General features: G+C 39.3%; 12 protein-coding genes and 1 tRNA gene. 10 read left to right on the top strand and 3 right to left on the bottom strand.

All coding sequences use genetic code 11. The annotated features are described in order from the left end of the window. The first annotated feature begins 9 nt into the window (after positions 1 to 9). Together AB5935_RS07115 and AB5935_RS07110 are read left to right on the top strand one after the other, a co-directional pair. Complete coding sequence (locus tag AB5935_RS07115) at positions 10 to 2,856, top strand: SusC/RagA family TonB-linked outer membrane protein (RefSeq protein WP_080565197.1); 2,847 nt, start codon at positions 10 to 12, stop codon at positions 2,854 to 2,856. 102 nt (positions 2,857 to 2,958) lie between these two features. Beyond that, on the top strand, positions 2,959 to 4,500 hold the full coding sequence (locus AB5935_RS07110; RefSeq protein ID WP_007836419.1) for a RagB/SusD family nutrient uptake outer membrane protein: 1,542 nt from the start codon (positions 2,959 to 2,961) through the stop codon (positions 4,498 to 4,500). 182 nt (positions 4,501 to 4,682) lie between these two features. Here the strand turns inward: AB5935_RS07110 and AB5935_RS07105 are convergent, their stop codons facing one another. The 3 genes from AB5935_RS07105 to rsmI all read right to left on the bottom strand — a co-directional run bounded on the left by AB5935_RS07105 (position 4,683) and on the right by rsmI (position 7,000). Beyond that, positions 4,683 to 5,372, bottom strand: a complete 690-nt coding sequence (locus tag AB5935_RS07105; protein WP_007836420.1) for a YjjG family noncanonical pyrimidine nucleotidase — start codon at positions 5,370 to 5,372, stop codon at positions 4,683 to 4,685. 76 nt (positions 5,373 to 5,448) lie between these two features. Beyond that, positions 5,449 to 6,297, bottom strand: coding sequence for a hypothetical protein (locus tag AB5935_RS07100; protein WP_007836421.1), 849 nt, complete (start codon positions 6,295 to 6,297; stop codon positions 5,449 to 5,451). Between the two features lie 28 nt (positions 6,298 to 6,325). Then, complete coding sequence (gene rsmI, locus AB5935_RS07095) at positions 6,326 to 7,000, bottom strand: 16S rRNA (cytidine(1402)-2'-O)-methyltransferase (protein ID WP_007836423.1); 675 nt, start codon at positions 6,998 to 7,000, stop codon at positions 6,326 to 6,328. 205 nt (positions 7,001 to 7,205) lie between these two features. On the opposite strand from rsmI, the gene AB5935_RS07090 reads away from it, so the two are divergent. From AB5935_RS07090 to AB5935_RS07055, 8 genes are all read left to right on the top strand, one after another. Then, positions 7,206 to 7,805: a thymidine kinase gene (locus AB5935_RS07090; RefSeq protein WP_008655654.1), complete on the top strand. Its 600-nt coding sequence runs from the start codon at positions 7,206 to 7,208 to the stop codon at positions 7,803 to 7,805. 10 nt (positions 7,806 to 7,815) lie between these two features. Beyond that, the gene (locus AB5935_RS07085; protein WP_022185009.1) at positions 7,816 to 8,952 is read left to right on the top strand and encodes an AI-2E family transporter; all 1,137 of its coding nucleotides are present in this window, start codon (positions 7,816 to 7,818) and stop codon (positions 8,950 to 8,952) included. Positions 8,953 to 9,043: 91 nt separating this feature from the next. Further along, positions 9,044 to 9,119: transfer RNA gene (locus AB5935_RS07080), tRNA-Lys, on the top strand. Between the two features lie 1,072 nt (positions 9,120 to 10,191). Next, a complete protein-coding gene (gene cls / locus AB5935_RS07075; protein WP_007840615.1) occupies positions 10,192 to 11,487 on the top strand; it encodes a cardiolipin synthase in 1,296 nt (431 codons plus the stop codon). 356 nt (positions 11,488 to 11,843) lie between these two features. Beyond that, positions 11,844 to 12,797 carry a methylenetetrahydrofolate reductase [NAD(P)H] gene (gene metF, locus AB5935_RS07070; protein WP_007836433.1) on the top strand — a complete coding sequence of 318 codons (954 nt, stop codon included), beginning with the start codon at positions 11,844 to 11,846 and terminating at the stop codon, positions 12,795 to 12,797. 27 nt (positions 12,798 to 12,824) lie between these two features. Next, positions 12,825 to 13,949 carry an ATP-binding protein gene (locus AB5935_RS07065; RefSeq protein ID WP_007836435.1) on the top strand — a complete coding sequence of 375 codons (1,125 nt, stop codon included), beginning with the start codon at positions 12,825 to 12,827 and terminating at the stop codon, positions 13,947 to 13,949. A gap of 89 nt (positions 13,950 to 14,038) precedes the next feature. Further along, a complete protein-coding gene (gene ricT, locus AB5935_RS07060) occupies positions 14,039 to 15,553 on the top strand; it encodes a stage 0 sporulation family protein (RefSeq protein WP_038611267.1) in 1,515 nt (504 codons plus the stop codon). After that, positions 15,516 to 16,013, top strand: a complete 498-nt coding sequence (locus AB5935_RS07055; protein WP_007836440.1) for a gliding motility lipoprotein GldH — start codon at positions 15,516 to 15,518, stop codon at positions 16,011 to 16,013. The genes ricT and AB5935_RS07055 overlap by 38 nt, the downstream gene beginning before the upstream one ends.

Below are 16,013 nucleotides of genomic sequence, written 5' to 3'. Positions count from 1 at the left end.
AAGCACTTTCTGTGTCTTGTTAGTTCTGCAAAGACTTTGGTAGTTTCCTTTATCGGAATGGCTACACAAGAAGTGGCTATAAAACAGACTGTCAATATTACTTTGAAGTCGGATGCCGAAGTGCTTGAAGAAGTGGTAGTAACAGGATATGGTAATTTCAAAAAATCATCATTTACAGGATCAGCCTCTAATGTATCAACAGAGAAATTACAAGATATCCCTACAGTTAGTGTTCAGGATCGTTTAGCGGGTTCTGTATCTGGTGTACAAATTACATCAACTTCAGGACAACCCGGAGCTGTCGCTTCTGTACGTATTCGTGGTATGGGTTCTATCAATGCCAGCAATGAGCCATTGTACGTTATTGACGGAGTCCCTATGCTGAATGGCAATGTTAGTGAATTCTCATACGCAGATTCAGGTAACAGCCTTATGGCTACATTAAACAGCAACGATATCGAATCTATGACCGTGATAAAAGATGCCGCCGCTGCATCACTTTACGGTTCTCGTGCTGCCAACGGTGTAATTGTTATCACAACTAAAAAAGGGGCATCCGGCAAGACAAAAATCAATTTAAGAGCAGATTGGGGACTTTCCAACATGGCCATTAACTACCGTCCGATCTTAAATGGAGAAGACAGACGTGAAATACTACATCTGGGACTTGCAAACTATGCATTAAACAATGGTAATGACGAAGCAGCTGCAAAAGCCTTCGCAGATAAGAATATTGAAGACTTCGCCGCAAGACCATGGTCGGGTTATACAGACTGGAAAGACGTCTTATTCCGCAACGGAAGTCACCAAAATTATGAAGTAAGCGCACAAGGAGGAAGCGAAAAAACACGTTTTTATACTTCCTTTGCTTATACTAAACAGGAAGGTATTACAAACGTTTCCGGCTATGAACGCTTTACCGGACGTGCCAATGTAACTCATCAAGCCAATCGTTTGACACTGGAGGCAAACACAATGTTTACCAACTCCACTCAAAACGTAAACAACGAAGGGACCAGTTTTGCCAGCCCCATCATGTGCTATGCAATGACTGCCTCTCCTTCTACATATCCGTATAATGAAGATGGTTCTTTCAGCACAAACTTCCCGGCATTAAATGGTGCCAATCCTATACAAACAGAAGCCTATAATTATAACAGAAGTACAATAAACCGTTTTTTAGGTTCTCTTTCTGCAACATGGAACATTTGGGACAACTTAAACATAAAAGAGGTAGTCAGTTATGATTTCAATCAAAACAATGAACGTGTTTGGTGGGATCCCCGCTCAAATGACGGACGTTCTTCTAATGGAGTTTACCAGCGTGTTATGGGAAACCGTGCGAAATTGAATACCCAAACTCAATTGACATATAACAAAGTAATTGCAGAAAAGCACACTTTAGACGCTTTAATTGGCTTTGAAACAGAAGATTACAAATATGATTATGTATATGCTAACGGAAACACCTATCCATCTTATCTGCCGGAAATAGAAAATGCAGGTAATACCCGTGCATCCAGCAGTGTACAAAGATATCGTATGACATCATTTCTAGGACGTTTGAACTATGATTATGAAAATAAATATTATTTCAGTGCCAGTTTCCGTCGTGACGGAAGTTCACGTTTATCTAGAGAAAGCAGATGGGGTGATTTTTGGTCTGTATCCGGTTCGTGGAGAATTACCAGTGAATCTTTCATGGAAAATATAAAAGAAGTAATTACTGATGCCAAGTTACGTGCTTCTTACGGTGTAAATGGTACACAGCCATCTGATTATTATGGTTATTTGGGTGTTTTCGGATTTGGATACAATTATAATAAAGGAGCTGGTTCTGCAGAAAATCGTATCGAGAATCCTAATATGAAATGGGAAAAGAACTATGCAACAAATATAGGTCTGGACTTAACTTTGTGGAATCGTCTGGCTTTAACATTCGAATGGTACAATCGTGAAACTAAAGACTTGTTGATGGATAGAGCTATATCTGCTGTACCCGGCATTATTGACGGGAGTGGTATTGCTAATACATTGATGAATGTAGGCTCAATGAGAAACCGGGGATTTGAGTTTGAAATCAAATCAACGAATATTCAAAACAACAATTTGACATGGACTACCACATTCAACATCAGCCACAATAAAAACAAATTAACAAAGTTGGATGGTGAACAGAACGAAATGATTAGCGGTGTATCCATTCATCGTATTGGGGAACCATACTATTCTATTTATGCTTATGAATATGCAGGAGTTGATCCTGCAACAGGTAAAGAATTATATTATATAAACGGAGAAGATGGAAGCAGAGAGACAACTACCAACTCCGCACAAGCAAATAAAACAATCATAGGATCAGTTGAACCTACCGTACAGGGTGGTCTCACAAACTTTGTAAGCTGGAAGTTTATTGATTTCAATATGACATTAACCTACTCATTAGGAGGCCATGCTTATGACTATGCGACTTGGTTGCAATCTAACGGAGGTACATATAATTATTTGGGTAACGTACCTGCTTATTACAAAATAGAAGACACTTGGAAAAAACCGGGCGATAATGCTAAATTACCTCAGTTTGCATATGGAAATACTAATATCGCATCATCTCGTTGGTTGATGTCTACAGATCATTTGCGCATCAAAAATATCACATTAGGTTTCACTATGCCTTCCAAAGTATCTCAAAAGTGGGGAATCAACAAATTAAGGGCTTTCGTTTCTGCAAACAATCTGTTGACATGGAAATCAGATGGTTTATATGTTGATCCGGAAACACCCGTTGATGGACTATGTACATTTGAAACACCGGCTTTAAGAACCATTACATTTGGCTTAGAAGTTGGATTCTAATTTATTAATTATAAAGTTTATACAGAATAAGAAACAGGATATTAAAATTCCATTATCCAGAAATCTTATTCAACATATAATCTAAAAAATAAAGAGAACAAAATGAAAAAAATATATAAATCTCTAGTTTTCACGATGGCAACCATTGCATTGACTTCGTGTGTAAACGATTGGCTAGATCTGACACCATCAGATAGTATTCCCAGTAATTCTGCCATCACAAATTACAATGATGCAAAAACCGCTTTGTATGGTATGTATGATGGTCTGCAGGGAAACTCTACCTATACACAGTATTATGCCGCACGTATGTTTTACTATGGTGACGTCCGGGGAGATGACATGCAGGCACGTACACAAGGAATGCGCTCTTCCAGTTGTTACGAAATGAAATACACCATTGACGATGCTCCCAACATGTGGAATGTACAATACAATGTATTACGCCGTGCCAACCGTTTGATAGAAGCCGTAGAAAATAACAAAATAACAGATGCCGAAAAGAATCAGGCAAATGTGAACAACATCTATGCACAGGCAAAATCTGTTCGCGCCTTGGTACATTTTGATTTGGTAAAAGTATATGGTATGCCTTATTCTTTTGATTATGGAGCTTCAATGGGAGTACCCATTGTGACCACCCCGATAGATCCTTTGAATGCCAGTGCTATTCCCGGACGTAATACAGTGGCCGAAGTATATGCCCAAATTGTAAAAGATTTAACCGAAGCCATTGACTCCAAAGCCTTAAATGTTTCTAAATCAGCTGGAGACAATCAAGGATTTATTGACGAATGGGCTGCCAAAGCTCTACTTACACGCGTGTATATATACATGGGTAAAAACCAGGAGGCTTTAGATATAGCAAAAAACATTATCGAAAATTCTCCTTATAGCCTATGGACAAAGGCTCAATATGCAAACGCTTGGGATAAAAACAACGCCAATCATATCAATGAAATGATTTTTGAACTTGTCAATAGCGGCTCTGACGACTGGGCAGACCGTGAAGGTATTGCATATTTATATCATGAAGATGGATATGCCGATGCTATTTGCACAAAATCATTTGTTGATATGTTAGCTCAAGATCCAAGTGATGTTCGCTTGGATGTGATTCTGCCGGTACAATTGAAAACAGATGACAGTGGAAAACCGACCGATATGTATAAGACCTATGGAGACAATCGTATCTTTATCAATAAATTCCCAATGGGAAGTTTAGGGGATATGCGATTAAACAATTTACCTATTCTTCGTTTGTCAGAAGTGTATTTAAATGCAGCAGAAGCTGCAGCTAAGTTGAATGACAAAGCTTCTACAGTTAAATATCTGAATGAAATTATTAAAAACCGTACAGATGATACAAAACAATTAGTTACAGAGTCTACCGCTACTCTAGAAAGAGTCTTATTGGAACGTCGTAAAGAATTAGTAGGTGAAGGACAACGTTTCTTTGACGCCATGCGTAATAATGAAACAATAACACGTTATACCAATGAAGATGAGAAAGGTTGGCATTATTCTATAAATAAAGAATCACAAGTATTCGACCGTTCTTATTTTAGAGCGATTTTACCAATACCTGTCAGTGAAACCAATGCTAACCCTATTTTAAAAGCTCAACAAAATCCAGGTTACTAAATAAAAATTCAACTCCGCTAATTCTCAAATAATCTTTAAAGGAAGGAGTTGAAAGAAAAAAATGCTTATCAAGGGATGTTCCAATACACAGGAGCATCCCTTTGAAACAAATACCTGACACTCCTTATACAAATACATTGTTTGTGCCAACAGAATTATCCATCAACATCTTCCATTCAATTTCATAAGAAAGAAGCGATATCCTGCCAATCCCTCATATCAAAACCAGGTTTAAAAGGCAAGCCCCTCTCACCTTTTATATTATAATAAACATTTCCCATCCCTACGTTTTTCGCACCTTCAACATCATTCTTCCAGTTATCTCCAATCATTAAAGAAGTATGTAGCTCGGACTGTGTAGCCGACATGGCAAAATAAAAAATCTCCGGAAACGGTTTATGTACTCCTATGTCCTCTGACAAAACAATTTTCTTAAAATACCCTTCCACACCGGCAGAACGCATCTTCTGTTCCTGCAATTCCCTGAATCCATTGGACAAAATATACAGATTATAACTGGATGCCAAATATTCCAAAGCTTCTCTTACATGAGGCATTAGTTTCTTCTTGTAAATTATATCATCAAAAAAATTATCCGAATAGGCTTTTACCAACGCTTTATCTGTAACTCCTACCTGCAACAACGGATAGGAAAATCTTTGCTCATTCAACTCATCTTTTGTAATCCTACCAGCACCATATTCATTCCACAACTCCTCATTCTTCCCGCTGTACAAGGTATAAAAATGAGAAAAAGAACGAAAATAACGATCAAAATGATATTTATCATACATATCTTGGAATGTATCACGAGCGTTTTCAGTAAAAGCCCATACTGTATCATCCAAATCAATAAATATACTTCTATACATACAACATAAAGCAGATTAAAAAAGGGTTGCGTCACTCACGGCACAACCCTTTCACAAAACAATAATTTAAATTCTCTTATTTCACCTGAATAACAAGATAACGTGATACGCTCCAAAATTCAGTAGGATTTGTAATTTTCAAGGCCAGTTGCCCTTTTGCATCTTTCACTAGTTCATATGAACCTACCGGATGTGTAGTCAGCAATTCAGCACGTTTAGAATACAACTTGATTTCCTTATCAGTACGAATATCAATCTGAGTAAAATAATCCTTATTAAAGTCCGCACTTTTCAGGACATCACCTTTTTCAAGAATTTTCTGGTCTTTCAATTCAGATTTTGTTCCAAAAACAAACCAGGCAGCATTCAAAGCTTTATCCTGGCTGGCTACAGTTGCAGCCTTCGCTTCATTTTCAGCGGTCAGTTCACTTACATTCTGGCTTAAACCAGCTACAGCATCATCCAGCTCAGCGATACGAATATTTTTTGAAGCTAATTCAGCCTGCAGAGTCTCAATCTGCTGCTGTTTAGCTTCCAACTCCTTCGTCAGGTTGGCTACAGCTTTCTTCAACTGAGCGGAATTATACTGACTATTCTTCAATTGCTTCTCCAGTTTCGCAATCTGCTCACGGTTTGACTGCAATTTTTCACTGATGAAGCGAATATCTTCTTTTATCTTATCAGCACTATTCTCACGAATAGAACCACTCTGTAAGTCTACACGATTTTCAGCCTCATTTATCTGACGAAAACCTTCCTGTACTTCATTGAAAGCACCCATGATATCGTCCAATTCAGCATTTCTGTTTGACAGTTCCACCATCAAAGAATCATTTTGAGCCTTCAAGGCATCTTTCTGAGCTCCATTACCACATGAAGTCAATAAAGCTACAGATAACAACGATAAAAATACTAGTTTTTTCATTTGCTTTACATTTTAAGTTTATTCATTTTTAGTCCTCTTTCCCACTGAGTACAATTACAATTTCACCTCGCGGCTCGTTTTGAGTGAAATGCGCTATAACTTCAGTTAATGTGCCCCGAACACTTTCTTCGTGAATTTTTGAAATCTCACGACATACGGAAACAGGCCTTTCGGCACCGAAAAACTCGGCAAATTGAGTTAAGGTTTTCACCAAACGGTAAGGTGATTCATAAAATATCATCGTCCGTTTTTCTTCTTGTAAAGAAGTCAAACGGGTCACTCTTCCTTTTTTTTGTGGCAAGAATCCTTCAAAACAGAAACGTTCATCAGGCAATCCCGACGCCACCAGCGCAGGTACAAAAGCAGTAGCTCCAGGCAAACATTGCACTTCGATGTCATTCTTCACACACTCACGCACTATCAAAAATCCGGGATCAGAAATACCAGGAGTTCCAGCATCAGATATTAAAGCAACAGTTTCGCCTGCTTTGATACGATTCACAATACCTTCCACTGTTTTATGCTCATTAAACTTATGATGAGACTGCATGGCGTTCTTAATTTCAAAATGTTTCAAAAGAATGCCCGAAGTACGCGTGTCTTCCGCCAATATCAAATCAGCCTCTTTCAACACACGGATGGCACGGAAAGTCATATCCTCTAAATTTCCTACAGGAGTAGGTACGACATACAGTTTTCCCATAAAACAATTGCATTCTGTTATAATGGAACAAATGTAGAAAGAAATTAAATGAATAAAGTTAATTGCCTCCATTATTTAACAGATGTTGCACTTTAGTTTAACATTATATCTTTTATTAATAAATTTCCGAGTGAAAATAGTCCTTTTTCGAGGTACAAATCGTACATTTGTACCTAAAATTAATCTATATTGTTACATCAAAATTATGGTAGTTTTTTCAGAAGACCACATTCAGGAAACGCGTAGAAGAGGAAGAATAGAAGTAATATGCGGTTCTATGTTCTCAGGTAAAACCGAGGAACTAATCCGCCGTTTAAAAAGAGCGAAATTTGCCCGTCAACGGGTTGAAATATTCAAACCGGCCATGGACACACGCTATTCAGAAGAAGAAGTCGTATCACATGACAGTAATTCCATTGCATCCACCCCCATCGATTCTTCTGCCAGTATCCTACTTTTCTCATCAGACAAAGACGTAGTGGGAATAGACGAAGCTCAATTTTTTGATGAAGGCCTGGTTGATGTTTGCAACCAGTTGGCCGACAATGGCATACGAGTCATTGTAGCAGGATTGGACATGGATTTTAAAAGAATTCCTTTTGGTCCTATTCCTGCCCTGCTGGCTATCGCTGATGAAGTAACCAAAGTTCACGCCATTTGCGTGAAATGTGGAAATCTAGCCTATGCCACTCATCGAATCACCAAAAGTGACAAGCGGGTTTTATTGGGAGAAAAGGCTGATTATGAACCGCTTTGCCGAGCCTGCTATATGGAGTCCTTGAAAGAAGAAACTGAAAATAAATAACATATGCTTTATGCTGCAGAAAAAAATAACATTCGACAGTTTTATCCGTGGAATATTGACAGCGGTTGTCATTATCGGCATTCTATACTTAGTAAATCAGCTTAGCGGAGTGCTACTCCCCTTTTTCGTGGCATGGCTTATTGCTTATCTTATCTACCCGATGGTTATTTTCTTCCAGCATAAACTGCGTCTGAAGAATCGGGTTATCTCCATATTTGTTGTTTTATTAGTATTATTATCCATTATCACACTAGCATTTATCGGACTTGTTCCACCTATCATTGAAGAATTCGGCAAGCTGAAAGAACTGCTTACCGAATATTTTATCGAAGGTTCCAAGCAAGCAGCTATTCCCGGCACTGTGGCCAATTTCATAAAAGAACATATAGATATGCTGAAAATACATGAAGCACTGAACGAAAACAACTTCGCAAATACTATGCGTAATGTGCTTCCACAAGTATGGGCCTTGTTGACCCAATCCGTCAATATTGTGGTCAGCGTATTTACCTCATTCATTATCCTGCTTTATACCTTCTTTATTTTATTGGATTATGAAGCCATTGCGCGAGGATGGATTAAACTGGTTCCTATCAAACACCGTGAAATGACAATACGCATTGTTACTGATGTGCAAGATGGAATGAACAAATATTTTCGCGGCCAGGCATTTGTTGCCTTTTGTGTAGGAATTCTATTCAGTATAGGTTTCCTTATTATTGACTTCCCATTAGCTATCGGTTTCGGTTTATTTATCGGACTTCTCAATATGGTACCTTATCTTCAGCTCATCGCTTTCATCCCCACCGTCTTATTGGCACTACTGAAAGCAGCGGATACAGGAGAGAATTTCTGGTGGATATTATTTTGCGCTTTTTTGGTATTCTGTATCGTGCAAATCATACAAGATGGCCTAATTGTACCAAAGGTTATGGGAAAAATTACAGGTCTGAATCCTGCCATCATCCTATTATCTCTCTCTGTTTGGGGAGCGTTAATGGGAATTGTAGGAATGATTATTGCTCTACCTTGTACCAGTTTAATGCTCTCTTATTATCAAAGGTATATACGAATAAAAGAAAAAGAATTTTCCGAAAGTACAAAAACGACTGACAATCAACAAATAAGCAATACCAAAGAGAAATAATTCAAAAAAAACAGGTAATATATTTGCATGTTTCATTTAAAAAGTCTACCTTTGCACTCGCAATTCAGAAGAATAGCAATAACAAAGGATTGATTCGCTAGCTCAGCAGGTAGAGCACAACACTTTTAATGTTGGGGTCTTGGGTTCGAGCCCCAAGCGGATCACCAAGAAAAAAAGAGAGTTACATCAAAATAGCTCTCTTTTTTTATATCAGAATTAAACTGGTTAAACCAAGAATGGATTTTCCGGGTCAGTTTCCCAAAATATTCTTGACGCACCAGTCTTTCTCACTAGAAAGTTTGAAACATTTATGCCCTCATGCCCTCACAACAAACATAACAAGCTAATTATAAACCACTTATACATCAATGTAAAAATACTTACTCTCATTCATGCTCTCATGCCCTCACTACATTTTCAAGATAATTTTCTCATAGCATATTGGTTATCAGTTATATATTCTCTTTTTTATAAACTATTCCAGCTTGATACAAAGTAGAGCATTCCAAAACTTTTTCCTCGTAAAAAGCACCATAAAGGATTTGTACCTCCACGGAATGACGGCTTACGATGCGTCGGCAAAGATAAAAAACACCCCCGTTTCTGATGTGGAATTTCATTCTGGACGTATGGAAGTTCATATACATACACATAAGAATGAACATAATGTATGTATGGCCTGCACATACATCAGATTCGCCACTAAAAGATTTTATATGTATCCTCAGACCTTTCCTACCTTATGATTAAGGGTTTTCTTCCCGTGTGTTTTATCTCCGCAAGCCTTTGGAGTAAACTCCATAGCCTTGGGAGATAACTCCAAAGCTTATGGAGATAATTCCAAAGGCTATGGAGATAGAATACATCCGTATAAAAAGGTTTAATCAGAAGACAGAAAAGGCTTATGCAACAGGGCTGGAGATGCGATATGCATTCTTTTAATCCCGCTGACAGGTTATTATTTTTTTCAGTATCTCCTCCTCTTGAATGTCATAACAGCAGAAAGGCCGGACTGACAAACTTCTTTCACACACACTACAGATGTTTATACCGAACCTGAAGAAAGATATGAATAGAATAATAAAAAGCAGTCTTCATTAAATTTCTACCGCCCAATTTATCAACTGTTTAAACAGAATGACCACACTGTTCTATTTCTCCCTTTTAAACATAAATAATACCGATGGCTTGTTCATTCCTAGAATAATAAATACCTTTGCAGCCTTAATAAAAAAAACAATGAAGTTTGATATAAAAAAACATATTTATTTAATACTTTTATTCATCTTACCCTTCACTGTAAAAACAGCGCAGTCACAAGAAGTGACCAACATCCATATAGCGGTAACAGATACTGTACCAGCCTATACAAGCGACTCTGCCGTTATCAACTTCTTAAAGGACGCCGGCATTCCTATCACCCAAAACAGCAAACTGAAATTATTAAAAAGCGGTCGGGCCAAATTCATCGATCTCTTTGAAGAAATACGGCATGCCAAACATCATATCCACTTAGAATACTTCAATTTTCGTAACGATTCCATAGCGAACGCACTATTTGATTTATTGGGGGAAAAAGTAAAAGAAGGGGTGGAAGTTAGAGCTTTATTTGATGCCTTCGGCAACTTGTCAAACAACAAGCCATTAAAAAAGAAACACATAAAAGCAATCCGTGACAAAGGTATAGAAATTGTCAAATTCGACCCTTTCAAATTTCCCTATATCAATCATGCCCTGCACAGAGACCATCGCAAGATTGTAGTCATAGACGGAAAAATAGGATATACTGGTGGAATGAACATAGCCAATTACTACATAAAGGGTCTGCCGGAAATAGGCGACTGGCGTGACATGCATATCCGTATAGAGGGAAATGCCGTAAACGAATTGCAGAACATCTTCCTGACTATGTGGAACAAAAGCACTAAACAACACATAAGCGGAAGCCAATACTATCCCCTACGAAACGATTCTACTTTCAAGGGAAATAAGAATGTAGCTATTGTAGACCGTATTCCGAAAAAAGAGCCCAAACTGATGAGGCAGACTTATATCAAGTCCATTGATGCCGCACAGGATAAAATACAAATAGTGAACCCTTATTTCACTCCCATTCCAAGCATTAAAAAAGCCATAAAACGGGCTCTGAAGCGAGGTGTTGAAGTAGAAATCATGATACCGGGCAAATCGGATATTCCTTTTACCCCCGACGCCGCATTCTATACAGCAAACAAGCTGCGTAAGAAAGGGGCAAAGATTTATGTGTATAATGGCGGGTTCCATCACTCTAAGATCATGATGGTGGACAGCCTGTTCTGCACTGTGGGAAGTACGAATCTGAACAGCCGGAGCCTACGCTATGACTATGAAGTCAACGCTTTTATTTTTGACAAAGAAACCACACATGAACTGAGTACCATGTTTGACCATGACAAGCTGGACAGCACTCTGCTCACTAAGGAAGAATATAAAAAACGCTCCGGATGGAAACGCTTCGTCGGTTGGTTCGCCAATCTGTTCAGTCCGTTCCTATAAACCTCTGCCACTTCCCCAAACAAAGGTTTACAAATTGTTTCATCTCCTGCAAGGACGGGACTTATCCCATCTGCAACTTATTCTCCATGCAGTAAAGTTTGACAGGTCATCCTCTAAGAGAACAATGCCTGTAATCATGAGAAATGTTACTCCACCATCACGGACGGTATCCCTGACAAGTATGGAAAACCACGGCTTAACTGCAGGGAAATGCTTTTCTCTCCGTATGTTTCACTTTATTATAGAACAAAGATAAAATAAATCGCTTTTTCATCCCCATAAACTACGATATTTTTCTTATTTTTGCCCAAATATGTAATTCCGCCCGAGAAGGCATAAGAGAACGAGACAGAACGATGAGAGTAGTTGATTTAATAAAAAGCACGGACAATACGGCTTTTTCTTTTGAAATTCTCCCTCCGCTGAAAGGAACGGGTATTGAAAAACTATATAAAACGGTTGATACGCTACGCGAATTCGACCCTAAATATATTAATATTACAACCCACCGCAGCGAATATGTGTACAAAGAGCTGGGAAACGGGCTGTACCAACGTACACGCCAGCGCCGCCGTCCCGGAACAGTTGCTGTTGCCGCCGCTTTGCAGAACAAATACAATATAACGACAGTGCCACATATCCTGTGCAGCGGTTTTTCCCGCGAAGATACAGAATATGTATTGTTAGATCTACAATTCCTGGGCATCACCGACTTGTTGGTACTGCGTGGTGACAAGGCAAAACACGAATCAGCTTTCGTACCCGAAAACAACGGTTACAACCACGCCATAGAACTGGAAGCGCAGATCAATGATTTCAATAAAGGCGTATTTGTAGACGGTTCCCCTATCAAGATAACAGGAACTCCATTCAGTTATGGAGTAGCTTGCTATCCTGAAAAACATGAGGAATCACCCAATATGGAACAAGATATTTATTGGCTGAAGAAAAAAATTGAAGCAGGAGCTGAATATGCCGTGACACAGATGTTCTATGATAACCGCAAATATTTCGAATTTGTAGAAAAAGTAAGAAAAGAAGGAATCAACGTGCCTATTATTCCGGGTATCAAGCCTTTCCGCAAATTATCTCAGCTGAACATGATACCTAAGACGTTCAAGATAGACTTGCCGCAGGAACTGGCAAGCGAAGCGATGAAATGTCAAACAGATGAAGAAGCGGAAAGTCTTGGCATAGAATGGTGCATACACCAGTGCCGTGAATTAATAGCCTGTGGTGTTCCCAGCATTCATTTCTATACCGTAAGTGCCGTGAACAGTGTAAAGGAAGTTGCAAAAGCAATTTATTAAACAGTAAATAAATGACTATAAAAAGCAATGTTATTTAAAGATGTAATAGGACAAGAGGAAGCAAAACAGCGGCTCATAGCCGAGGTAAAAGAAGGAAGAATCCCTCATGCACAACTGATTTGCGGTCCCGAAGGTACAGGAAAGTTACCTTTGGCAATAGCTTATGCCCGTTACATCTGCTGTGAAAACCGTGGTGAACAAGATGCCTGCGGAATTTGCCCCACTTGTGTGAAATTCAATAAGCTGATACATCCCGACCTGCATTTCGTTTTTCCTGTTATCAAGAAAAAAGCCGGAAAGGATACTGTATGCGATGATTTCATAGCAGACTGGCGCAACTTTGTCCTGCAGAACCCATATTTTAATCTGAACCATTGGCTGAAAGAGATGGGAGCAGAAAACCAACAGGCGCAAATCTTTGTAAAAGAGAGCGATGAGATTGTACGAAAGCTCAGTTTGAAATCCAGTCAAGGCGGTTACAAAATCATGATTATATGGCTTCCCGAAAAGATGAATGTGGAATGCAGCAACAAACTGCTGAAGTTACTGGAAGAGCCTCCTGCCATGACTGTCTTTTTATTAGTATCCGAAGAGCCTGATGCCATTTTGCAAACGATCCAAAGCCGTACCCAACGATTTAACATTCATGGGATCAAAGAACCTGAGATTTCAAAAGTATTGCAAACCAAATATGGATTACAACCAGAAGATGCTGACGATATAGCACATCGCTCAGAAGGCAATTTTCTGAAAGCACTGGAAACCATACACCTGAGTGAGGAGAACAAACTGTTCTTTGAACTCTTTATAAATTTGATGCGTCTCTCCTATCAACGGAAGATACGCGAAATGAAACAATGGAGCGATGCGGTAGCCTCCATGGGGCGTGAACGTCAGAAGAATTTTCTGGCTTACTGCCAACGTATGATACGAGAAAACTTCATATACAACTTTCATCAACGTGATTTAGTGTATATGAATCCCGAAGAACAAAATTTTTCCACCCGTTTTGCACCGTTTGTCAATGAGCGGAATGTGATGGGCATAATGGACGAACTTAGTGAAGCACAATTACATATAGGACAGAATGTGAATCCCAAAATGGTGTTCTTTGATTTCTCTTTAAAAATGATTGTGCTATTGAAAAATTAAAAATTGAGAATTGAGTATTAAAAAATAACAGAATTGCATGGCATTTATTTCTTAGTTCTCAATTTTCAATTCTCAATTAAAACAGAATTATGGACAATGAATTCAAATTAAAGAACGGAAGCGGCTGTTTGTGTTGCAAAGGCTGCGGACGACAGGATAAGCAGCTGAACACCTACGACTGGCTGGCTGATATTCCCGGCAACACCGAGGAACAGGAAATGGTTGAAGTTCAATTCAAGAATACCCGCAAAGGGTATTATAAGAACAGCAACAAACTGAAGCTGGGAAAAGGAGATATAGTAGCTGTAGAAGCAAGTCCCGGGCACGATATCGGTACAGTAACCCTGACGGGAAGATTGGTACCTTTGCAAATGCGTAAGGCAAACATCAAACCCGATGCCGAAATCAAGCGTATCTACCGCAAGGCAAAACCTGTAGATATGGAAAAATACGAGGAGGCAAAAGCCAAAGAACATGACACAATGATCCGATCCCGTCAGATAGCCAAAAATCTGAACCTGGACATGAAGATCGGTGATGTGGAATATCAAGGCGATGGTAACAAAGCTATCTTTTATTACATCGCGGACGAACGCGTAGACTTCCGCCAACTGATCAAAGTACTGGCCGAAGCTTTCCGTGTACGTATAGAAATGAAACAAATTGGCGCCCGTCAAGAAGCCGGACGCATTGGCGGTATCGGACCTTGCGGACGTGAATTGTGCTGCGCTACCTGGATGACAAATTTTGTATCTGTATCTACCAGTGCAGCACGTTATCAAGATATTTCTCTGAATCCTCAAAAGTTAGCCGGACAATGTGCCAAACTGAAATGTTGCCTAAACTATGAGGTAGACGCTTATGTAGAATCCCAAAAACGCCTTCCAAGCAAAGAAATGACTTTAGAAACGACAGATGGTACATTCTATTTTTTCAAAGCGGATATTTTGAAGGGAACTATCATGTACTCTACTGACAAAAATTTCATAGCTAATGCTGTAACCATCACCGCACGCCGTGCTTTTGAAATTATTAATATGAACCGACGTGGTGAGAAACCGGAAAGCTTAACCGAATCAGTAAAAAAGAACGAACCTCAAAAACCTGTCGATTTAGTAGAACAAGAAAGCTTAACCCGATTCGATAAACGAAAAGGCAACAACAGCAACCGAAAGAAAAAACGTAAGCCGGAAAATAACGGTAATAACGGAGAAAGTATTCCCAATGAAAACAGACGTCCGCAACAACCTAAAGAGAACCGGTCACAACAACCCAAGGAAAACCGGCCACCTAGAGAAGGACGTCCCAAACAACCTAGAGAGCCTAAAGAAAACAAAGCTCAGCAGCCACGCGAAGAGAACGGAAACCGCCCTAAAGAAGAAAATCACAACAGGGAAAGTCGCGGCCGGGAAGAACGCAGTCGTGAAAATCGGGAAGACGGAAACCGGAACCGCAATAAACGCCGCCCCAATAATGGTAATAATGAAGGAGGCAGTGAAAACCGGAATAACGGAGGAGGGAAGGAAAATGACAACAAGAACAACGGAAACAATAGCCAAATTCCGAATGAAAAGCCACAAACTCCTGTATCAATTAAAGAATAAACTGACATGGCTGCCAATAATCATATTGGCAGCCTGTCAAAACAATATAATCTATCACTCTTATACCCCCGTCCCCCTTGACGGATGGAATAAAAGTGATACTCTTGTTTATACCCTGCCCAATTCTATCCCTGCCGGAAATTACGAAGCAGAAATCGGCATCCGTTATCAAGAATCTTATCCTTACAGAGATATTTGGTTAGGAGTCAGCCATAACACAGAGGATACTTTGACTTACGTCACAGACACTTTACAACTTTTTCTAGTTGACGAAGCTGGAAATAAAACAGGAAATGGTCTTTGTGGATTATATCAATGTAATCTGCCTTATAAAGCATTTATTCCTATCCGTACAGAAGGAAGCACACGTACTTTCCGCATCGTCCATATCATGAGGGATAACCCGTTGACGGGAATCAGTGATATAGGTATCCAGTTGCGCAAACTGGAAAACCAATAA

This window comes from Phocaeicola sp. RTP21198st1_B8_RTP21198_201120 (assembly GCF_040929485.1).
Classification (GTDB): domain Bacteria; phylum Bacteroidota; class Bacteroidia; order Bacteroidales; family Bacteroidaceae; genus Phocaeicola; species Phocaeicola dorei.
This window is presented reverse-complemented; position numbering and strand designations above follow the sequence as displayed.